General features: G+C 43.5%; 20 protein-coding genes and 1 tRNA gene. 13 read left to right on the top strand and 8 right to left on the bottom strand.

The genetic code is table 11. The features are described 5' to 3' along the window. Together DXN04_RS18735 and DXN04_RS18730 are read left to right on the top strand one after the other, a co-directional pair. On the top strand, nt 1–479 hold a 479-nt coding region (locus DXN04_RS18735), incomplete at its 5' end, for an SDR family NAD(P)-dependent oxidoreductase (protein ID WP_116854928.1). Between the two features lie 202 nt (nt 480–681). Beyond that, complete coding sequence (locus DXN04_RS18730; protein WP_116854905.1) at nt 682–1,590, top strand: helix-turn-helix domain-containing protein; 909 nt, start codon at nt 682–684, stop codon at nt 1,588–1,590. 531 nt (nt 1,591–2,121) lie between these two features. Here the strand turns inward: DXN04_RS18730 and DXN04_RS18725 are convergent. From DXN04_RS18725 to DXN04_RS35815, 3 genes are read right to left on the bottom strand one after another with little or no spacing between them, the layout of a single operon-like run. After that, complete coding sequence (locus DXN04_RS18725) at nt 2,122–2,580, bottom strand: DUF6934 family protein (RefSeq protein ID WP_116854904.1); 459 nt, start codon at nt 2,578–2,580, stop codon at nt 2,122–2,124. 30 nt (nt 2,581–2,610) lie between these two features. After that, nucleotides 2,611–3,192 carry a site-specific integrase gene (locus DXN04_RS18720; protein WP_116854903.1) on the bottom strand — a complete coding sequence of 194 codons (582 nt, stop codon included), beginning with the start codon at nt 3,190–3,192 and terminating at the stop codon, nt 2,611–2,613. A 15-nt stretch (nt 3,193–3,207) separates the two neighbouring features. Beyond that, complete coding sequence (locus tag DXN04_RS35815; RefSeq protein ID WP_158569073.1) at nt 3,208–3,435, bottom strand: phage integrase SAM-like domain-containing protein; 228 nt, start codon at nt 3,433–3,435, stop codon at nt 3,208–3,210. A gap of 891 nt (nt 3,436–4,326) precedes the next feature. On the opposite strand from DXN04_RS35815, the gene DXN04_RS18710 reads away from it, so the two are divergent. Further along, on the top strand, nt 4,327–5,442 hold the full coding sequence (locus DXN04_RS18710) for a hypothetical protein (RefSeq protein WP_116854901.1): 1,116 nt from the start codon (nt 4,327–4,329) through the stop codon (nt 5,440–5,442). Nucleotides 5,443–5,642: 200 nt separating this feature from the next. Here the strand turns inward: DXN04_RS18710 and DXN04_RS18705 are convergent. Continuing rightward, nucleotides 5,643–5,716, bottom strand: a tRNA-Pro gene (locus DXN04_RS18705). 91 nt (nt 5,717–5,807) lie between these two features. Here DXN04_RS18705 and DXN04_RS18700 point away from each other — a divergent pair. The 5 genes from DXN04_RS18700 (at nt 5,808) to DXN04_RS18680 (ending at nt 11,524) form a co-directional block, all read left to right on the top strand. Beyond that, nucleotides 5,808–6,551: a hypothetical protein gene (locus DXN04_RS18700; RefSeq protein ID WP_116854900.1), complete on the top strand. Its 744-nt coding sequence runs from the start codon at nt 5,808–5,810 to the stop codon at nt 6,549–6,551. Nucleotides 6,552–7,157: 606 nt separating this feature from the next. Further along, nucleotides 7,158–7,832 (top strand): YceI family protein, encoded by a 675-nt coding sequence (locus DXN04_RS18695; RefSeq protein ID WP_116854899.1) that lies wholly within the window; start codon nt 7,158–7,160, stop codon nt 7,830–7,832. Between the two features lie 520 nt (nt 7,833–8,352). Next, complete coding sequence (locus DXN04_RS18690; RefSeq protein WP_116854898.1) at nt 8,353–10,524, top strand: T9SS type B sorting domain-containing protein; 2,172 nt, start codon at nt 8,353–8,355, stop codon at nt 10,522–10,524. A 77-nt stretch (nt 10,525–10,601) separates the two neighbouring features. Next, nucleotides 10,602–11,018, top strand: a complete 417-nt coding sequence (locus DXN04_RS18685; protein WP_116854897.1) for a Dabb family protein — start codon at nt 10,602–10,604, stop codon at nt 11,016–11,018. Between the two features lie 113 nt (nt 11,019–11,131). Continuing rightward, nucleotides 11,132–11,524 carry a hypothetical protein gene (locus DXN04_RS18680; RefSeq protein WP_147319982.1) on the top strand — a complete coding sequence of 131 codons (393 nt, stop codon included), beginning with the start codon at nt 11,132–11,134 and terminating at the stop codon, nt 11,522–11,524. A 62-nt stretch (nt 11,525–11,586) separates the two neighbouring features. On the opposite strand, the gene DXN04_RS18675 is transcribed toward DXN04_RS18680, so the two are convergent. The 3 genes from DXN04_RS18675 to DXN04_RS18665 form a co-directional block, all read right to left on the bottom strand. Continuing rightward, nucleotides 11,587–14,181, bottom strand: a complete 2,595-nt coding sequence (locus tag DXN04_RS18675; RefSeq protein ID WP_116854895.1) for an outer membrane beta-barrel protein — start codon at nt 14,179–14,181, stop codon at nt 11,587–11,589. A 176-nt stretch (nt 14,182–14,357) separates the two neighbouring features. After that, complete coding sequence (locus DXN04_RS18670) at nt 14,358–15,077, bottom strand: LytR/AlgR family response regulator transcription factor (protein ID WP_116854894.1); 720 nt, start codon at nt 15,075–15,077, stop codon at nt 14,358–14,360. Nucleotides 15,078–15,089: 12 nt separating this feature from the next. Continuing rightward, complete coding sequence (locus tag DXN04_RS18665) at nt 15,090–16,148, bottom strand: sensor histidine kinase (protein WP_116854893.1); 1,059 nt, start codon at nt 16,146–16,148, stop codon at nt 15,090–15,092. Nucleotides 16,149–16,349: 201 nt separating this feature from the next. On the opposite strand from DXN04_RS18665, the gene DXN04_RS18660 reads away from it, so the two are divergent. Beyond that, nucleotides 16,350–18,215 carry a PAS domain S-box protein gene (locus tag DXN04_RS18660; protein WP_116854892.1) on the top strand — a complete coding sequence of 622 codons (1,866 nt, stop codon included), beginning with the start codon at nt 16,350–16,352 and terminating at the stop codon, nt 18,213–18,215. Continuing rightward, entirely contained in the window at nt 18,205–18,615 is a 411-nt protein-coding gene (locus DXN04_RS18655) for a response regulator (protein WP_116854891.1), read from the top strand. Before DXN04_RS18660 ends, DXN04_RS18655 begins: the two co-directional genes overlap by 11 nt. An 8-nt stretch (nt 18,616–18,623) precedes the next feature. Here the strand turns inward: DXN04_RS18655 and DXN04_RS18650 are convergent, their stop codons facing one another. Further along, nucleotides 18,624–19,409 carry an SDR family NAD(P)-dependent oxidoreductase gene (locus DXN04_RS18650; protein WP_158569071.1) on the bottom strand — a complete coding sequence of 262 codons (786 nt, stop codon included), beginning with the start codon at nt 19,407–19,409 and terminating at the stop codon, nt 18,624–18,626. 61 nt (nt 19,410–19,470) lie between these two features. Between DXN04_RS18650 and DXN04_RS18645 the strand changes: the two genes are divergently transcribed. From DXN04_RS18645 to DXN04_RS18635, 3 genes are all read left to right on the top strand, one after another. After that, on the top strand, nt 19,471–20,871 hold the full coding sequence (locus tag DXN04_RS18645; protein WP_116854889.1) for an MBL fold metallo-hydrolase: 1,401 nt from the start codon (nt 19,471–19,473) through the stop codon (nt 20,869–20,871). A gap of 191 nt (nt 20,872–21,062) precedes the next feature. Beyond that, nucleotides 21,063–21,272 (top strand): hypothetical protein, encoded by a 210-nt coding sequence (locus DXN04_RS18640; protein WP_116854888.1) that lies wholly within the window; start codon nt 21,063–21,065, stop codon nt 21,270–21,272. Between the two features lie 33 nt (nt 21,273–21,305). Then, nucleotides 21,306–22,175 carry an aldose 1-epimerase family protein gene (locus DXN04_RS18635; RefSeq protein ID WP_116854887.1) on the top strand — a complete coding sequence of 290 codons (870 nt, stop codon included), beginning with the start codon at nt 21,306–21,308 and terminating at the stop codon, nt 22,173–22,175. Nucleotides 22,176–22,210: the final 35 nt, after the last annotated feature.

Here is a 22,210-nt window from a genome sequence, read left to right as displayed (position 1 = left end):
TCTTTTGCATAAAATTGTTTTTGCAAAAGTCTGTAGTTTTTAATTCAATTTGGGAATGGTCAGCTCCGAATCATTACCCACTGGGTGCCTGGTATCACGCCACAAAACATGCGGTAGAAGGCTGGAGTGATTGTTTGCGTTTGGAACTGAAGGCATTTGGAATAGATGTGGTAGTAGTAGAACCAGGTGGTATAAAAACTCCATGGGGTGTAATAGCTGCGGAAAATTTAAAGAAAACTTCCGGCAGTGGCGTTTACGCAAACTTCGCTAATAAAATGGCAGAGACTACCAAGAAAATGTACACCGGAAACCAATTGACCGATGTAGAGATACTTGGGCAAACTATTGCCAAAGCCGCCACTGACAAAAAACCCAAAACAAGATATGTAAAAGGTTATATGGCAAAACCAGCAATAGCAATTAGGAAATGGTTTGGCGACAATATATTTGACAAAATAATCATGACACAGGTGAAGTAGTCTGAATAAGACATTGTAAAATAAATGAAATTAAAATTTCAAAGTGTAATGAAACCGGGGCATACATCCGTAAAATCAATGGTACGCTAAGTATAGTTTTGGAAAAACTAACTAACTTTAAAAATTATCCCAATTGACATGCGGGCAGCTTTTGCACAACATAGCATTCTTCTGAAAAAACGCATTGAAAATTGTAAACAGAATGAACCAGAACATTAATAACATAAAGTCAATTAGTCAACTGCATGAGATTTTTGGATTTCCGAAACCTACACATCCATTGATTAGCATTATTGATGTTTCGAAGTGGGAAATCCAGGAACAATTTGTTGCTGTAAAATTCACGTCTGAATTATATACCATTGGTTTAAAAGACAAAAGTTGTGGACTGCAATACGGAAGAAATGCGTATGATTTTAATGAAGGCGTTTTATTTTTTACTGCACCAGGCCAGGTACAGTCAGTATCAAAAGCACAAGTAATAGATGAGATACAGGGATGGATGTTATTTTTCCATCCCGATTTAATCCGCAATACTTCGCTAGGGAAAACAATAGAAGATTATGCGTTTTTCTCTTATGACGTTCATGAAGCACTTCATTTGTCAGATGCAGAGCAAAAGACGGTCACTGATTGCAAGGTTATGATTCAAAATGAAATTGCGGAGCGAATAGATAATCATAGTCAGACCGTCATTGCATCTTCCCTGGAGTTATTATTGAATTTGTCAAGACGTTACTATGAAAGGCAGTTTAACACGCGGTCAGCTCAAAACTCTGACGTGGTTAGTCAGTTTCATTCTTTATTGAATAGCTATTTTAAAGATGGGAAATTTGCAGAAACAGGAATACCATCAATAGAATACTTTTCTAATAAGGTTCATCTTTCAGGAAATTATTTGAGTGACTTGTTAAAAAAGGAAACTGGTTACACTATAAAAGATCATGTCAATAATTTTATTGTTGAAAAAGCCAAAACCTTATTGCTTATTGAATCTAATAGTGTTAGTAGTATTGCCTATAATTTAGGATTTAACTATCCACATTATTTCAATCGTCTATTTAAAAGTAAAACAGGTTTAACGCCACAAGAATATAGAAAGTTAAATTAGTAAGGATGAATTATGATTTGTAAAAAGATCTGAGTGTAACATGCCGTTATGGGCAGGAGGTTGTTCTCTTCAGCAACTTCGGCCACTAACATAGACGGGCTAGGTTTAGGGATAAAATATTAGCTTAATTAGAGGAAAGAAGTACTTTGAATTAAGCCCTTACGGAAGGCCAGCTGGTAGGATTGGTGTAATAATTGTGTAGGATTGTATTAGAATGATATGGATTACTTACCGGTTGAGATAAAATCAAATTACAAATATATGTACAGCTAGCTGGTATAGAGATATGCTTGAAAGAAAGAATGCCCCACATCTGTGAGGCATTACCAATAGTATTATTTTGACTTTAACAGTTCGATAGGAAATGGATGTTCTTTTAATCTGCGCTTTGCCTGTTCTATTTTTTTAATAATAAAAGGACTATTCCTCACAGCCTCCTCTGGAATGCTCGATTTACCTATCACTGGCTTTTCCCTTTTATTAAGGAAATTTGAAATTTTTGTAGACATAATTTCTTCCTTTTAATCAAATTTACACCTTTTTTCTGGTAACCAAAAAAGCTTCATAATTCTTGCCTGATTCAAACGGCTGCCACTTTTCATTTATATATCCATAAATATTGAGCATATCCTCTATCTCATCTTTATTGATATTTATAGCTATTTGATATAATCTTGTTCGTGCTGGTGTACTACCTTCTGCATATATTGCTATATTCTCATTTGCAATGATCATATCAATTACAGTACTCGCAACCGTTGCTAATACTTTATCCCTGTCATTGTTATCTGTTCGTGAAAGATCGTTAATGATATTGTTTGTTTCATCCCAATCGCCGAATGCCAGATTATATACTTCTGATCCATCTGTCCAGGTTCCGATTTTATAGTAATCGACTGTCTTTTTAATTATACCATTCGGTCCCTTACTCTCAAAGTCAAATCTGGAAGTGGAGTCATTTAATATATAAGGATACTTTTCTTTCTTCATAACAATACAAATGTAGGTTTGGTACACGCGTCATTTTTGTTCATTTTCATTCATTTTCTTCTGCAACATTGCGATGTCCATCGCTACTTTACTTTGTGTAACCTTTACGTATATCATTGTTGTACTCAACTTACTATGCCCTAACATTTTTCTGATTGATTCGACCGGTACGCCATTCATTAGTGTGATAGTAGTTGCAAACGTATGCCTTGCAAGGTGGAATGTCAGATAATTTTTAATATGGCATATCTCACTTATTATTTTAAGCGCTTTGTTCACGTTTTGATTGCTGATGGTAGGAAAGATCAAACCAGCTGATTGATTGTATTTATTCAGTAAGGTTAATGCCTGATTAAGCAGCGGTACAAATACAGGTGTCGAGGTTTTAACCCTTACAGTTGTAATCCATTTCATTCCATCATTTCCTGTGAATAGGTTCACCGGTCTGAGTGCAAGCAAATCCGAAAATGCTAACCCAGTGTAACAGCTGAACAGGAATAGCTGTTTTACCTGGACTAACATTTCGTTCTTAAATTCTTTTTGCTCGATTGATTTTAGTTCTTCCAGACTGGGAAAGTCACGGACCTTATGTTTAAATTTCAGTTTGTACAACGGTTTCTTTTTTACTCATCCATTACCTTTTGCACAGTTGATTATTTTCTTAAGACGCTCCATGTGTTTCATTGCGCCATTATTAGTACATTTATCATGCTCCTTCAGGGGCTGGGTTCTAACATAATGTTCAATTGCAGTGATAGACTCAAATGTTAACTTTCTGAGAAGCAAATCGTTGGTGCCGTACTGTTTTTTTATGAATAATTGTAAGTATCTCTCTGTAGTGTAGTAGTTTTTCATGATGATTGATGAGCCACATTAATAAAAGCTGATCTACCGGCTTGTCCTTGTTAAAAAACGCCTGCTTTACCATATCGGCGTTTATTTCTTCTTCTCCTAATCTTAGCTGCTGATAATGCCTTACCAGCTTTCTCCTCATTTCTTTCAGATAACTATTTTATTCTTTTCAATTCGTCCGTTCTGGGTTTTGTACAACCCCGGTCATAATTCCAGTCGGTTACGGCAATGTCCTGCTTTGCCCCAACTTCACTAATAGTTCCATTTACTACTACACGGGCATAGATTTAGTTTTTCCCGTACTTCATCCGGCGCAACACAAAATGCACCCCAAAGGAATCCTTTCTTTCAATTGAAATCATTTTTACTTGTTAAAAAATCAATTACACTAACAGCTCACTCACAAGCCACGAAAAATGAATTGAAATCATATCAAAAAACCTCGATTTATGTGTTGTAATTCGCTAAAATACAGATTGTTGTATTTGAGCTCGTGAATCGCTGATGCAATTCACAAAACGATTCGCCTTTTAACTCCCGGATAAATCGATACCGGTTCACCTCAACTACATCCCCAAGAATACGAAAGGCACGTTAAACCTGCGTTCTACGTGCCTCCTGAGGCTCTTTGATACTAAATCTGTCGGGTAGGATGGACAATTGTCGAACTGCATCCTTAAAAGTCTTGTTGGATTTCAGAGAATTAAACATATTATTTACATGGAATAGATGGCTCTATCTTTTTTAGGAATTACTGTGCGACTTACAAGCATCCTGCTCGCTGAGATTGCCAGGCGTAAGTACGTTAAACACAACATCCATGCTGCCTAACGCTCAATCCTGCGTTTTTTTACTATTGGTAAAAAAGTCTATTTTACAGCAATATTATTTCCAATGAACAGTATTACATCGTTTGAAACACTTGATAAAGCTATCAGGCTGGCTGGCGGAAAACCAACTGTACTGGAAGCATTGTGGGATGGCGATACCTCTGGATGGTATTTGTATTTAAACATACATGTCATAATAAAAAAACTCTTTACTATAAAAAAAGAAGTTAAGTATTTAGGTACAATTAGCGTGGGCGGAGATATTAGGTTGTTCAATGGAACTGTTCCACCCTGGCCTGAGGCGGAGTTGGCAAAAGAATGGGGCAAGATGGCCAATGAAAAATATGGATTGATGTTTTATTTTCCATCTGATAAAGAACCGGATAGTGATTGTCCGGGTTGGGAGCAACGGCATTTGGCCATTCAATGTGCTGATTGTGCGAAGATGGTCATCCCTACCAACAGCCCTTACTTGCCAAAGGAAATTTGTTATGGTTGTCATCTAAAGCGGAAATTCAACGATAAAATAAAAAATGCCGAGCCTTACGATGATGGCATTAATATGTACATGGTAAAAAATGAAGAGTATAATCACATAGGCTATAGTAGTTCTTTCGACGGACTTCCCATAGCCGTGTTCATTGATGACATAGTGCAAGCGCGACGGGAGAAAGGACTAGTTGATATCGTTACTATTGATGAGCCGGATATATCAATTATAAAGGAAAAAATTGAACAGGCGATTGATGAAAAAGTGGCAATTTATAAATCAGCCGAATTCCCTCCAGATTTTCCTGAAAAATTTAAAAGTAATATAAAACGACATACTGTCGAATACAATGGAAATAAATTTGAATTAATAGAGCGGTTAAACGAAGAGCATTCGAAAATTGACAGATTAGTGCGGGCGCTTGAAATGGTTGACAAGGCCATTTCCGGGAATTATAGTTTCAAGATCTTTTTCAAGAATGGGTTTACTTACCGGGATGATGCTGTCTTACGGTTTGTGCACTTTGCCGGTAATGGCTCAAGCTCCCTTGCTTCGATTGTGCAGCAGTACACCGTTATATTAACGGAGACGGAGGTGCGGGATACGGTTTTAAAGATGGAGAAGGCTGGTTGTTTAACGTTAGATGGAGAAATTGTGCAGACTACGGATGTAACCAAAAAGCTTTTGTAGGTTCAGGTGTAGAATATAGGGATCCTGGTTGTTGACCAATTCATGTCCTGCATCAATTTTAAGAGCTGATGAATGATGGAATGAACCTTGTTGAAAGATAGTCCTAATGAATACCATAGAAAATCCACCCCAATAGATTTGGAATTATTAAAATAGAAAAACCCTTCAAATCCAACGATCTGAAGGGTTCAATTTTCAGGTCGGGATGACTGGATTCGAACCAGCGGCCTCTTCGTCCCGAACGAAGCGCGCTACCGGGCTGCGCTACATCCCGCTATTAACCTGCCTGGCTAATTTAAAAAAAAATTGGCATATAATTCGCCTTCTATCCCTCAACGCGCAATATCTTTGCGCCCACAATAACTATGAAAAAATTACTCTTAGCCATTTTTCTCTATGCCAGCGTAACCGCTTTCGGTCAGGATAATTCAAATCCTAATCCTAAAGCTACTGCAGCCTTTATTGCTCTTGTAAAGCAGCAGGACAAGCAGGCTATCGCTGATAAGGTCAATTATCCTTTCAAAAGACAATACCCGCTTCCAGCCATCAATAATAAGCAGGAATTCCTGGCCCGTTACAATGAAGTATTTGACGATTCCCTGATTCATATCATTGTTATTTCCGACCCGGCAAAAGACTGGACTTCAGGAGGATGGAGAGGCATCTCCCTGAACCGCGGACAGGTATGGCTGGATGATAATGGTAAGCTGATTGCGGTGAACTACCAGACAAAGCTGGAAGCTGCTAAAAGAGCCGCTCTTATTGAGGCTGATAGGAACGCCATCTTCCCCGGGTTAAGAGATTATAAACAACCGGTGCTGGCTTTTCAGACAGAGCGCTTTAAAGTGCGGGTAGATGAAATGGGCAATAATACCTTCCGTTATGCCAGCTGGCCGGTGAATGCAAAGACGATTGATAAGCCGGATATGATTATTCCTGACGGAAAATTTATAAGGGAAGGTTCAGGCGGGAATCACTACTTTTCTTTTGAAAACGGGGCTTATACTTACAATGTGGAAGTCACGATTATTGCAAAGGAGAAATTGCCGCCTACATTGACGATCCTGAAGGGTGATGAGACGATTCTGACCCAGCAGGCGAAGAAGTAGCATTCGATTGCAGGTGAATACGAAGGCGAGGAAGTAGTACCCAATTGCAGGTTCATGCCTGGCGCTTTACATAATTGCAATACAATACACACCTGGATAAAATAATTAGCCCCAGCCGGAGATCCAGCTGGGGCTTCCCATTAAAATTGTAAAATAAACAAACTAACATGGCTATACTAAACGCATCACCACTGCTGTTTATCTGAGCTACAAATTTACATGCTTTAGATCTTTTCGTTACATCCTATATCAATCATTAAACATTCTCCGTCTAATCATTAAACATTTTCCTATTCAATCATTAAAAATTCTCCTGTCCAGTTATTATACATGCCCCTGTCCAATCATTAAAAACTTTCTCCTACCCAATCATTAAACATTCTCCTGTCCAGTTATTATACATCCCCCTGTCCAATCATTAAAAACATTCCCCTGCCCAATCATTAAACCCTAAAAAAGCACATCATTTTCAGAAAATTGTCCATTCCCTATGAAAAAGTCGTTGTACATTTCATCTTTTTTCCGGTTTCGCTATTGTTGTTTTAACACAAATATTTAATTTCGGTGATATAATACATTGTCTCTTAATTAAAAAAATCGAAAACCATGAAGCAAACTGTATCTGCTATTGCTTTAATGCTCGCACTGGCCGCTTGTGGCGGTGGTACTAAACCTGAACAAGCGCAAACCTCCGAAGCACAGCAAGCTGCTGCTACTACCGGTGCTGCTTACAGCATCGACACTACCGCAACTACTGTTGACTGGAAAGCAACTCACAAAGGTGGTATGGCTCCTCGCTGGGGCGTTATCAAGGTAGCTTCCGGTACCCTGAATGTTGAAAACGGTACTATCACCAGTGGTGAATTCGAAGTGAACATGAACTCACTGACCACTGATCCTGCATCTGTTACTGAAAAGGATAAGAAATCCACTGACCTGGATGGCCATCTGAAGAGCGGCGACTTCTTCGATGTTGCTAAGTATCCTACTGCAAAATTCGTTATCACTGCCGTAGCTCCTTACGACAGCACCAAAGGTAAAAGCCTGGAAGCAGGTGCAACTAACCTGATCAGCGGTAACCTGACCCTGAAAGATAGCACCCTGAACATCACTTTCCCAGCTACTGTAGCTGTTACTGAAGGCGATGTAACTGCCAGCGCAAAATTCGTAATTGACAGAACCGCCTGGGGTATCCATTACAAAACTGAAGGTAGCCCTGAAAACTGGGTGATCAGCAAGGATATCGAAATCGGCTTCAAACTGAAGGCTGTTAAGAAATAATTGCTCACTGCAATCAATTAAGAAGGGCCGCATCGTATGATGCGGCCCTTCCTGCTTTTAATTTACCTGTTTTTAATGGCATCACCTGTTTTTAATGGCATCACCTGTTTTAATGCATTATCTATTTTATTGTCATTATCACAATAGCATACCAACAAAAAAAAGAGGTAGCGCCTATGCTACCTCAATAAATTATCTGGTCCTTTGAAAACCTAATTTGTATTATTCCCCTTCAAATATTGGTATGCAAATGTAACAATCTTTTTCCGCTCTTTCCAAATCTTTTTTCCCTGTCAAATACTGCACAATAGGCAATTCTCTCACTTTCAACAATCTCTATCCATTATACTCATATAAAGAAAATGCCTACCCGAAAATATATTTTATTATATAGAAAAATATCATAATTTACCTGTCTCATAAACCATCATCGACACATACAGCTACCGTGATATTGAACCCTTATTAACCAGATCTGAACCAGTGCCTGTATGCATTGAAAACTTTATCCTGATACCTGATGCCAAAACTCTATTCCCTGTCCCTGGCATTGCTTTTATCTCCATTGCAGCTAAAAGCACAATATGCCGATTCTGGAACAGGAACCCTCAAAGAGAAAATTCACTGGTGTAACTGGGCCGGTTTTTCCATTACCGAAGGGGCCACCAAAACATTCATTACCAGTGATAGTCTCACTGTTACCGCCACGTTCTCAGATGTCTCAGGTGCCACTCCCGTACCTAACTACATGTCTTATGCCGGTTATGACTTCAATAATCCCTCGATCAAAGGCTCTTTGAATGCCACCGGCAGCACCCACTTCAAGGTCGCATTCTCTGCCTCCAGGAATAATACCCCTGCACCCCTGAGAATGATCACTATAGCCACTGGAAATACAACTTATACAGGTGCCTGTACCACCGCCCCGTCATTACAAAGCAATAGCACCGAAGTCGCCATGGAAAACACTTCCACCATCATCTTCGGTATCCTGGCTCCTTACGACAGGGGAGACCTTCCCGCTTCCTATGGCTATGCTGCTCATGAACTTACTTATGATTCCTGTACCCTTACACAACAAACGGATTACTACCTGGGAGCCATTGCCCCGGATGCCGATACGCTCAAGGCAACAGATGATGGTGCCGATGAAGATGCCGTTAGCAGTTTCCCGCCATATACAGGAGGAGGGGAGTATGAGATCAGTATGCCAATAAAGGCAGGCGCTAAATCTTACATCTCTGCATGGTTCGACTTCAACCGCAATGGTGTTTTCGACTCAAATGAAATCGCTGTCGATTCTACTACCGGCAGCACGGCCAACTTAAAATGGACAGGCATTCCTGCACGCCTTCCGGCAGGCAAGGTGTCACAATGGGCTTTTCGTTTCCGCATTTCCGATAGTCTGCTTACGAGTCCTACCGGCTATGCGCCCAATGGTGAAGTGGAAGACTATTTCATTGCCCTTACCGCGCCCTGCGATGTGAAAGTCAGCACCCTCGCCGATGTCATTCTTTGTGCAGGCAAGTCTACCCAGCTCAGTGCTGTTGGTGCTACCACTTATAAATGGACACCCTCCAGCTACCTGAATAGTGATACTATTGCCCAGCCGGTCGCATCTCCGCCTGCAGGTATCAGTTATACCGTAACCGGCACAGATGCCTACGGTTGTACAGGCAGTGCATCACTCAATATTTATGTCAATCCCTCACCTGTCATTACCACCAGCAAGGATACGGCTATGTGCACAGGCACAACCATCCAGTTATCAGGTGTTTCAGATATCCCTGCCAGTTATAGCTGGTCGCCCGTCGCCGGGTTGAACAATGCAGGTATCAGCAATCCCACTGCGTCCCCTGCTACTACTACGAACTATGTGGTGACTGCATCCACCATCTATGGTTGCCGTACTTCCAAAACGATCCATATCAATGTAACTCCTACGCCCGTGTTCAAAGTTACACCAGATTCTCCCGCCGTCTGCATCGGGCAATCAGTGATCATGAATGCGGACGGAGGGGATGAATACGCATGGCTCAGTTCACGCGATTCCCTGTTGACCACAGCTACTGCGTTGAATATTTCTCCCCTGCATGATACTACCTTCAAGGTATATATTGCAGACTATACCTGTAAGATCGCCGATACACTTGTAGTACCCGTGATCGTTTATGATACACCTACTACCACCATTGCCAAGTCGGGCGACATTGACTGCGCCAATGCCAGTATCAGTTTAAAAGCCACAGGAGGCGTTTATTACACCTGGGAAACGGCTCCGGGTATTACCAATACCCATACCGCCAGTCCGGCCGTATCTCCCCTTGAAACCACCACCTACGAGGTTACTATCATGGATGGCCATGGCTGTACCAACGTAGAGAGTATAACCGTCAATGTGGATGTGGCCCTCGCCTTCACACGATACCCCATTCCATCGGCCTTTACACCGAATGGCGATGGTAAGAATGACTGTTTTGGACTAAAGCGCTGGGGGGAAAGCTCCTGGTTTGAGTTTAATATTTTCAACAGGGGAGGCCGGATCGTATATTCTTCCAATTCGCCGGATGCTTGCTGGGACGGTACTTCCAAAGGGCAGCCCCTGCCTGTGGGGACCTATATCTATATGATCAGGGCCAGAACTATCTGTGGGGATGTGGTAAGAAAAGGGTCTATCCTGCTTATACGTTAAGCTAAATCCATTTTGCAAAAAATAAATTTTGGGCTCATAGATATTTCCTATTTTAAGGGACTAAAAATCATGACCCTATGTTCAAAAAAACAAGGCGCCAATTCTTAGCCATCGCAGGTAAGACAGCCGCTCTCACCGGTATTGCTTCCCTGTCGGGCTCTGCGCTCTCTGCCAAGCCAACTGAAAAGGTTTTTGTTCACCATGTCTACTTCTGGCTCAATAACCCGGACAGCCAGGAGGATAAAGCCAAACTGATTGAAGGTTTGCAAACCCTGGCTAAAACGGCCAAAACCATTCGTCAGCATCATATCGGACTGCCCTCCACTACCAACCGCGAAGTGATAGATCGCTCGTACCAGGTATCGTGGCTCCTGTTCTTTAAAAACAAAGCGGACCAGGATATTTATCAGACCGATCCTGCTCACCTGGCATTTGTCAAAAACTGCTCTTCCCTGTGGCAAAAGGTGATTGTCTACGATGCGGAAGACATATAGTCTTAACCGCTTATTAACCATAAAAGACAGGAATAATTCTTTACTTCGGCCTATCAACCAAATACACGCACAGCACAACAACGTTATGTTAAAAACATATAGATGATCTGTCTATGACATTAGTATACCGCTATTTGTATTACCATTATTACTTATTGGCACAAAAATTTACGAAACGGTATGCTAGGGGAAATGCCGTTTTATACCTGACTGCGGTGGGTTTTATGGTGCTATTACCATTCGTAATAGCCAGCTTTATTATGATCTTCGATAAAGTGTCTTATGGCTTCCTGTCGTTAATCGCTACAGGATTTACCATCGTTATTTATACGGTAAACAGATGTTATTTCAGCCGCAAAACAGTTATTCGCAGAACCTATAAGGAATTCGCCCATCAAAGTGAGCAAGCCATCCATGATGGACTCATTTTCGCCACTGGCCTCCTCGTACTGGCACCTGTTCTTTTCCTGCTCCTCCTCGGCTTTATGTCGCTGCTGGACAGATAAAATAAAAAAGCAGCGGAACGAGCCGCTGCTTTTTATTTTCCGCCTATCCTATGTATAAAAATTTACATCTGCATGCCTGAATTCGTATCCATTGTACTGTTAGCTTTACGTTTGAACAGACTCGCATCTATTTTACCAAAACGATAAGCCAGGTTCAATCTCACGAATTGTGGGTTACGCAGACGTGTATACTCCTGTGTGAAATAAGTGCTGTAAGATATCTGATCCGTTTTCCTGCTGCGGAAAATGTCGTTCACACTCAGCGTCGCTGTCAGCGCCTTGTTCTTCAGGAAGCTCTTCTTCAACGCCGCATCTACACCATAGAATCCTTTGATATAACCCTGTGAAGAACTCTGTGCCTGCATATTCGGAGGACCATCGCCAAAGCCTTTCTGCTGGTTTACCGGCAGGTTGGTTTTAGACTGATAGGTACCTGTGAGCTGCAGTTCGAAGTTTGCCGGCAGTTTGAAATTACTGTTCACCTTTGCAAATACACTCCACAAGGCATCGTTCTGTACTTCTGAGGTACCTGCATTTACCTTTGAGTTGTAAGTGTTGATGTTCGTATTCATATCCCACCACTTAGTCAGGTAATTTACCAGGGTAATTTCCGCACCTGTGGTATAACTGTTCTTCGCGTTGATATAGGTGTTGATCAGCGCGGTGCTACCAGTGGTTTCGTCGGTCTGTGAATCGATGTAGCTGGTGATCGTATTGGATGTACGTTTGTAATAACCAGATGCCATAAAGGTACTGTTATTCCTGAACGTTTTCATGTAAGATAACTCGAATGACTGTGTGAACTCTGGTACCAGTGCCGGGTTACCCTTTGTGATATTCAGCTTGTCTGTACTATCTGCAAATGGGATCAGCTGGAAGAAGTTCGGACGGTTGATCCTTCTTGTTACACTCAGCTGCAGCTCCTGGCTGTGGCCCAGTTTCTGGCTCAGGAAGATGGTTGGGAACAGGCTCACCGGGTAACTGTTGCTGAACTTTTCGCCGGTGTTGATCAGTTTACCATCATAGTTACTACGCTCTGCACGTACACCCAGTTTGTAGCTAAAGTTCTTCACGCTGCTGCTGAATGTTCCATATGCTGCGAGGATATTTTCATGGTTCTCGTAGTTGCTGCTGGAGCTGGATGATAAGTCGTACTGACCGGTTTCATCGTTGTAGTAGTAAGTGGCATTCTTGTTCAGCGTATAGTTGAATTGTCCGCGTACGCCTGCTTCCAGTTTGGATTTGGCAGTCAGTTGTTTCACATAATCCGCCTGAACGGTTACATGACTCATCTTACCGTTGCCATTGATCTTCTGAATTTCATTGTCTGTATAAGTACCTCCTTTTGCCGTGTAGTAATTGGTAGTATACAGGGAATTATTCTTGTTGGTACCACCAAAGTAGTTAGCAGTCACACTCAGTTCGTCGCCTTCGTGCGGGAACAGGTGTTTCATGGCCAGTTCCAGGCCATTACCGTTGAACACTCTCTTGCCGTCTGTGATCCGATGGCTAAAAGAATTGGTCGTTCCGGTGTTGAACAGGCTATCAGTAAAGATATCCAGTGTACTCTTTGGTGTCATTTCACCATGTACTTTTGTACCTGTGAGGGAGAATGTCGTTCTGTTGTTCATGAAATAATCCAGTCCTACACGGCCAAACATAAATCCACCGCCACCGGTTTGTGTATTTTCCTGCAAAGTATGCAGGTTCGGCGTGGTAGAGTAATCAGTACGGTTGGTATAGCCGGTTGTACGATCTCTGTTCTGGTGATACATGGCATTTGCACTCAGGTTGAATTTACCCTGGCGGGCGTTGAAGTCCAGGCCACCGTTCAGGCCACCACGGCTATCCACACCTGCCCTTAGGTTCCCATTGTAACCCGTTTTACGGTTCTTTTTCAGTACAATGTTGACAATACCTGCACCGCCACCGGAAGCATCGTATTTAGCACTTGGAGCAGTCATTACTTCCACGCTTTCAATCGCGTCAGCAGGAATCTGGTCCAGTGTCAGGGTGGTAGGGCGGCCATCCAGGTATAACTGCGGACTTGCATTACGCATCGTCATGTTACCATCAATATCCACATTCACAGAAGGTACGTTTTTCATTACATCCTGCGCGGTACCCCCTACGCTGGCAATGTTCTGGGTCACGTCGAATACCTTCTTGTCCATATCTACTTTCATGAGCGGTTTAGTAGCAGTTACAGTTACCTCGTTCAGCTGGCTGACATCGGCAGTCAGTTTGATGTTGCCCAGGTCTTTGTCAGTAGACGGTGGACCACCACCTGCTTTTTTGAACGACACGGTCTGCACATATTGCTTAAAACCGGTAGCGGAGATCTTCAGGGTCAGGGGGCCAAATGTAGGCACACCTTCCAGGCTGAAATCCCCGTTATTTTGTGTTATGGCTCCTTTTACAAGCACATCTTTTTTAGTGCCGGAAGCAGAGTCAAATTTGTTTTGAAATACGATTACGGAAGTGTAGGGAAGGGGTTTTCCATCATTATCCAATACCTTCCCATAAAGGTGACCGTTTGCGGCGGGTCTGCCCCCGCCTGGAAAAGCACCCGGGGGAGGAGCCCCGCCTCCAGGCATTTGTGCATATGTTGCTACGGTAAAGGTCAACAGGGCAATTAGCCAAAAAATTCTTTGCATAATCTTCTTTTCTGATAGTGCAAAACTAATTGTAGAATTTAATTATGCATAGTCAAATGAGACAATAGGAAAAAATATAGCGACAAAAGGCACCTTCTTTTCATGTTCGGTCTGGCAGCTGAAAAAAAAGAAGGCTTGCCGCCTGGCAAGCCCCCAAAAAAACTGATTTAAAGCGATTACTTCGTACCTGTCAGGGCAGCCACAGATTCCCTGTAGTTATCACCCACAGGTAGCTCCATTGTACCGATAAATACGCTATTCTTCCTGATGGCGGTAATGTGGGCAACCGCAATGATATAGCTCTTGTGAATCCGGATGAATTTTGCCGGATTCAGCTGCTCTTCTACCTGCTTCAGGGGCATCCTGGTGACCACTGGTTTCGTAGTGCCCGTCATATGAATCCGGATATAATCCTTCAGTGCTTCAATCCAGATAATGTCGGCAATATTGATTTTCAGTAAGCTATAATCCGCATTTACAAAGAAGAAATCCGGAGAGGGTGTAGCTGCTGCCGCAGGGATCGCTGGCTGTTGCTTTAGCTGGAACAGTTCCTTCGCCTTATTACAGGCCTTGATAAAGCGGGGCAGGGCTACAGGCTTCACCAGGTAATCCGTCACCTCCAGGTCAAATCCCTGCAATGCATACTTTTCGTAGGCAGTAATCAGGATGATCATCGGTTTATGCTGCAAACTTTGTATAAACTGTAAACCTGTCAGGCCCGGCATCTGGATATCCAGGAAGATCAGGTCTACGGTTTTTTCTTCCAGCACCTTAATCGCTTCAAAAGCATCCGCACACTTTGCTACCAGCTCCAGGTAAGGTACCTGTTTGATATTATCTTCCAATAAATCCAGGGCCAGCGGCTCATCATCTACTGCTATACAGCGTAATACCATAATCAAAATTTATTAATGCAAATGTAATTGGAGGGATACCACAAACCAACCTTCTTTTTTATTGATCAGTAACTGATAATTATCCCTGTACATCAGGTTCAGCCTGCGTTTCACATTCGTCAGGCCGATTCCGGATGTCTTATCTTTTACTTCTTCAAATTCTTCATTGTACTTGTTCATCACGGTGAACTGTAGTAATCCCTGCCTTGCCTTCAATTCTATATCGATCCTGGCATCCGGAATCATCCCTGTGCCGTGCTTAAAGGCATTTTCTACAAAGGGAATGAGCAGCATCGGCTCTATCTCATAACCATTTTCCGGCAGTTGCAGGTTGACATTCACCTGCACTTTGGCCCCGAATCGCTGCTGCTGCAGGTCAATATAACTTTGCAGGTAATCTACTTCCTTATCCAGCGCCACTTTGTCCTCATCCGCTTCATAGAGCATATACCGCATCAGGGATGATAACTTAATCAGGGAAGGCTCCAGCTGGTCGGATTGTTTTCTGGCCAGGGCCACCATATTGTTCAGTACATTGAACATAAAGTGCGGACTTACCTGGGAGCGCAGGAGGCTCAGTTCTGTCTTCAGGTTCTCATTTAAGCGCTCACTGGCCCGCTGGTCTTCCTCCACTTTGTCTTTGAGAATTCTCCAGGTAGTACTACAGGCAAGGATGAACAATAGCGTGAAAAAGCTAAAGAACATCGTAGGCTTCAGGTCAAACTCCTGGGGGGAAATGAAGATATTGACAAAAATCCATCTCACTAATACCTGTACTACGAGCATTAAAAACAGCATAGCTCCATACTGCCCCCATTTCTTCTTGTATACCAGTTTCGGAATTAATACGTTTGAATTGAGATAGAACCAGCAGGTGAGCAACACACAATTGATGATATAATGCATGTGCCAGAGCGGGTCTTCTTCTCTGTGTCCTACGTGTTTGTCAGGAGAAGGGCGCAATAAATAGGGTAATGAGAGAAGGGTGATCCATGCTACTGCATGTAAAAAAGGCTGTGCCCATTTCTTCGTATACCAGGCGGGTATTATTTCATTTCGTGTGGCAGTCATTACTTTATTCTTCCGTTAGAACCCTCAAAAGAACTGAAAATATCCGGATTGTAAGAGAAAATAGAGATGAATTACTCGTTTTTGGCGGCAAACTTGTACTTTTCTCTTAATATTGCTGTTAATATTTTGTTATAATCATATCCGTGTCCAACCATTAGAAGAAAAATCACTCAATCCTTAAAGGGAGTGTTCAGAATAACTATGGTGCAATCTAAAACCTTTAACCCGGCGAACCAATGGTATGGTGCAATAGCCGCCGCTTTTGAGGATGGCTATATTGCTACCAACCAGGCAGGCCAGATCGTGGCCTTTAATCCCTCCGCTTTGGAGATCCTAAGGATCTCTGAATCCCAGATGCTCGATCCCGGCTGGTGGGAGAGCCCGTCTGCAGGCGCTTTAGGCCAACTCCTGCGGGAACGGAAAGAATTCTCTGACCATAAGGTCCGCCAGGATGTACCTAATAAAAAGGATTGCTGGCTGCGGGTCTCCGGCAAGGCATTGCATACGCAAACAGAAACCGGTTACATGCTCACGTTCAGAGATGTGACGAGCTACCTGGAGGTCAACCGGTCCCTGAATACAATTATCTCCTCCCTGGACGATATTATCCTTGAAATGACGGTGAATGGCACTCTCCTGCATGTGTGGATGAACAGAACAAGCCGTCTTACCCTTCCCTGGATGGAGATGCAGGGCAAGTCTGTTTACCAGTATATGCCCGAAAGGCTGATAATGGAATTCCAGCACCTGATCCGGGAAGTGATCATCTCAGGCAAGGAAGTAGTCAGGGTACTGCAGGATCCTTTGGGCAGGAATCAGCAGGTATGGTACCGGATTCGCCTGGTCAGACCAGGTACTACCAATAATACCATCATTGTCAGTATCCACGATGTTACCGCCGAATACAAGGCGAATGAAGAACTCCGGGAAGCCCGTACCCAATTGGAAGACAGTCAGCAGGTGTTCAAAAGTGTCTTTGACTATTCCCCCACCGGCATCGCTCTTTTATCGATAACCGGGCAGTGGCTGGATGTGAATGCCTCGCTGCTGGAGACCCTGGGATATACCCGTGATGAGATGTCAGGCCTGAGTGTAAGCACTCTTATTCACCCGGATGACATGGATAAAGCCAAGGCGCAGATAGCGCAGATACTGGACCGGAAGATCAATACCTACAGGGCTGAACGGCGGTATAAGCATCGCGACGGGCATTATATCTACATGTTCCTGGCCTGCTCTGCCATGTTAAACCCCGATGGCAGCATCCGTTACCTCATTCTCCAGATGATCGATGTAACGGAGCTGAAACAGCTGGATTCGGATGCCCGGAAGAAGAATATCATCCTGCACGCAACCTCCATCGACCTCCAGCAAAAGATCAAACAACTCTTCGAACTTAACCAGATCATCGCCCATAACCTTCGTGGCCCCGCTACCGCCCTTATCAGTTCTGTGGAGCTCCTGCCGGAGTTGGCCAATATGGAGGAGCAACAGGAGATGCTCGACCACATGAAAATTTCAGCAAACGCAATTTTAAGTACCCTCAACGACCTGAAAGATGTGTTGGCACAACAGGCAAATACAGAATTGCCCTTCACTCCCTGCAATGTAGAAGCCATAACAAAACAGTTGTGGAGCTCGCTTAATCAACAGGTTGTAGAGAAAAATGCCCAGTTAAAAGTTAATTTCAGGGAATCCAGCATTGAGTATTCCCGCCCGTATCTGGAAAATATTTTATTCCATTTGATAAACAATGCATTAACTTATACCCGGCCGGACGTTTTACCTGAGATAAGGGTCGAAACCTGGAAAGAGGATGATCAGATCGTCCTGATGGTCAGTGACAATGGCATAGGGATTGACCTTCAGAAACATGGAGAGCAGTTGTTCAGGTATAAGAAGAAGTTTCATCGCGGTTATGAAAGTAACGGAGTGGGCCTTTTTATGATCCGGAATCAGATCCGGACTTTCGGTGGTAGTATAGATGTAAAAAGTGAGGTGGGGAAAGGAAGCAGTTTCTTTGTTTATTTTAATAACCGGGTACACATATCGAAGGATGATGAATAAGATTAAAAATGTTTGCGTTGTTGATGATGATGAATTATTTCAATTTGTCATGCGGCAGCATTTTGAAAGGCTGGAACTGGTGGAGAAGATCCATAAGTTTACAGATGGGGAACAGGCCTTGAATTATATTAAACAAAACCTGAATAAGCCGGATAATCTCCCTGACCTGATTCTGCTGGATGTAAATATGCCTTATATGGATGGCTGGCAGTTTCTGCGGGAGTATGTAAAGTTGTCCTTGCCGGCCGGAAAGCAGATTAAAGTCTATGTGCTGACGAGTTCAACACACGAAAGTGATTTACAGCGCGCCAAGGAGTTCCCTTTCCTGGCAGGATATTTAGTAAAGCCAATCGGCAAAAATATTATAAAGGAAATATTAACAGAATTATTGCCGGCTTAAGATCGTACTCATTTGTCCCTGACAAATGAGTATTTCTTTGCAATCTTATAGTACAGCCGCGGCCACCACCAGTGTAACCAATATAAATACTGCTCTTTTCGGGCAATGATCACATGCTTCTTTTGCCTGGCTACGCCCTTTAAAATACGTGTGGCACATTCCATCACAGGAATCCCTTTCAGCTGTGCTTCATCCATCACGCCATGCGCTTCTCCACTTGCTGTAATGGCAGATAAAGATAAATTCGTCTGCACTCTTCCCGGGCTCACAATCGTAACCGGCACATCCTGTTCCACCTGCAGGGTTTCAAAGTATCCTTTCAATGCGTGTTTACTGGCTGCATACCCTGATCTCCCCGGAAATCCCATCAGGCCCGACATACTTCCTATGACCACCATATGTGCCCTGCACAATGGCAACAGCTGTCCTGTAATGGCCACCGGTGCAAAGAAATTAATCTCCATGAGCTGCCTGTATACCTGCAAGGGGGTTACTGCCGCCAGGGATCGTTGCCCTACACCTGCGGCATGAATGACGATATCGATATTGCCAAATGCATTTAATGCTGCTGTAGTTAAGGCTTTAAAATCCGCCTCGTACAGGTCAGCGGGTAATGTTTTCACTGCTGTATCCAATCGCGCAGCCAATGTTGCCAGCACGTCTGCCCGTCTTGCAGTCAGGATCAGTTTCGCCTTTTTCCCTGCCAGGAGCTCAGCCAGCGCCTCTCCAATTCCCGAAGATGCGCCCGTAATCCATACGATCTTACCTGTAAAATTTATATCATTCTTATGCATGACCCTGGTCATCTATTTAGTAAGTGTTGAACTGCATCTTTGCAACACAAGCTTAGTCACCATGAAAATAGAACAAATTTATACAGGATGTCTCGCTCATGGGGCTTACTACATCGAAAGTGATGGAGTAGCAGCCATCATAGACCCGCTGCGTGAGGTGGCCCCTTATATCCAAAAGGCCGCTACAGCTGATGCCTGTATAAAATATGTGCTGGAAACACATTTTCATGCTGACTTTGTATCCGGTCACCTGGAGTTGTCCGCCATTACCGGTGCCACTATCGTATATGGCCCTACGGCGCAACCCGGTTTCCCTGCCTATATAGCAGCAGACAATGAGTTTCTGTTCCTGGGCAAATGTACTATCCAGGTGTTGCATACACCTGGTCACACACCTGAATCATCATCTTATCTATTATACGACGAGTTTAATAAACCGGTGGCCCTGTTCTCAGGAGATACCCTCTTTATTGGTGATGTAGGACGTCCTGATCTGGCCCAAAAGGCTGCAAACATGACCAGGGAAGAATTAGCCGGTGTGCTGTTCGACTCCCTGCGCAATAAGATCATGACATTACCCGGCGATATTACAGTATATCCCGGTCATGGTGCTGGTAGTTCCTGCGGCAAGAATATGAGCCGTGAAACCACCGATACCCTGGCCAACCAGCTGGCAACGAACTATGCCCTGCGCAAAAATATGAGCCGTGAAGAATTTATCGTAGAAGTAACGACAGGTTTAACGGCACCTCCTGCTTACTTCCCCGAAAATGTGCGATTGAACAAGGAAGGTGCTACAGACATTGGTACCGTAGTATCCAGAGGGCTACATGCTTTGCTACCGGACGATTTTGAAGCAGTGGCGCACGAAACCGGTGCACTCATACTCGATGCCCGCGATCCGGAAGAATTTGCCACCGGCTTTATTCCCGGTGCTATTAATATCGGTATAGATGGCAGCTTTGCTCCCTGGGCAGGTACCCTGATTCCGGATATAGAACAACCTATCCTCATTGTGGCTCCCACAGGCCGTGAAGAGGAAGTCATCATCCGCCTTGCCAGGGTAGGATACGATTTTACACTGGGTTTCCTGAAAGGTGGCATACTTTCCTGGATGGAGGCCAATAAGCCTATAGACAGGGTCATCACCGTAGAAGCCAGCTCCCTGACAGGTGCTGAACATATCGTAGATGTACGCCGAAAAAGCGAATTTGACAGCGAACACGTTATGGATGCTATCCATGCTCCATTGGATTATATCAATGACAGCATGCTGCTGCTTGATAAAGAGAAATTGTACTACATACATTGTGCAGCAGGATATCGCTCCATGATGTTTATCTCTATATTGAAGGCCAGGGGGTATAACCACCTGGTAGATGTTAGGGGTGGGCTCAAGGCAATCCGTGAGGTTAATCATCTCAAGTTGACAGATTATGTGTGCCCAATGACTCAACTCTGACGTTCTTCATAGACTATACAAATAAACCTGCAAGGAAGCTGATTTGGAAGATACCTTCTGCCGGAGGACCATCTTTTGGGTTGGCTTCCCTTTTTGTCTGAGCCCCTGTTATTCCTTTTACTTTTGTGTAACTGCGCCCTGTGCCATCTTGCTGGCATGCTGATTGTTTTCAGTATCTAAAACTGATACACATGAAAACATTAGGTCTCGTTCTCATTATTGCCGGTATTGCCATGATCGTAATCAGAGGCTTCTCTGTACAAACCCAAAAGAAAGTGGTAGATCTCGGCCCCGTAGAAATCAACAAGAAAGAAAATAAATGGATTGGATGGCCTACCTATGCCGGTGGTATTGTTGCCGTGGTGGGCGTAGTACTGGTATTGGGTGCCAGGAAAAAATAATCCTTACATTTACAGGCATAAAAATAGGAACATATGCCTGAATTGAAGAACGGACAGTTGCACGTAGTCATCGCTGAAAAAGGAGCGGAGCTCCGCAAGGTAACCCGTACAGACCTGCAGCAGGAATACCTCTGGAATGCAGACCCTGCATTCTGGGCCAAAACCAGCCCTGTTTTATTCCCGATAGTGGGTACGGTAAAGAATAATACCTACACGTTTGAAGGAAAAAATTACACACTCAGCAGGCATGGTTTTGCAAGGGATAATGTCTTTGCTGTAACTTCCCAAAGCGATACACAGGTAAGCTTTGAACTAAACAGTAGTGAAGAAACCCTGAAAGTATACCCCTTTCATTTTCGTTTTACTGTCATATATACTATTGAAGGTGCCAGACTCACAGTCACCTACCAGGTAGAGAATAAAGGTGCTGCAGACATGTATTTTTCCGTAGGCGCACATCCTGCTTTCAAAGTGCCTTTGGAAGAAGGTGTAAGTTACGAAGATTACTACCTGGCGTTCAATAAAGTAGAAGATACTCCTTTGTACCTGCTTTCTGACGGTGGGTTCGTGGAGACGACACCAGTACCTTTCCTGGAGCGTACGCAGCGCCTGGACCTGAAGAAATCACTGTTTTACAAGGATGCGCTGGTATTCAAAGGCCTTGCCTCCAATGCGATCACATTGAAGAGTGATAAAAAGCCGCGTGGCCTGACCTTGCAATATGATGGATTTCCTTTTATGGGTATCTGGGCAGCGATAGATGCTGACTTCGTTTGTATCGAACCATGGTGTGGCGTGGCTGATAGCGTGGATGCCAGCGGTGAGCTGACAGAGAAGGAGGGGATCAATAAATTGCCTGCGAAGCAGGTGTTTGAAAGAAGCTGGACAGTGGATTTCTTTTAATAAAATAACCTGTTTTCCGGTATAAGGCGACCTCC

The organism is Chitinophaga silvisoli, assembly GCF_003412465.1.
Taxonomy (GTDB): domain Bacteria; phylum Bacteroidota; class Bacteroidia; order Chitinophagales; family Chitinophagaceae; genus Chitinophaga; species Chitinophaga silvisoli.
Note: the sequence above shows the minus strand (reverse complement) of the source record. Positions and strands in the feature narration are given on the sequence as shown.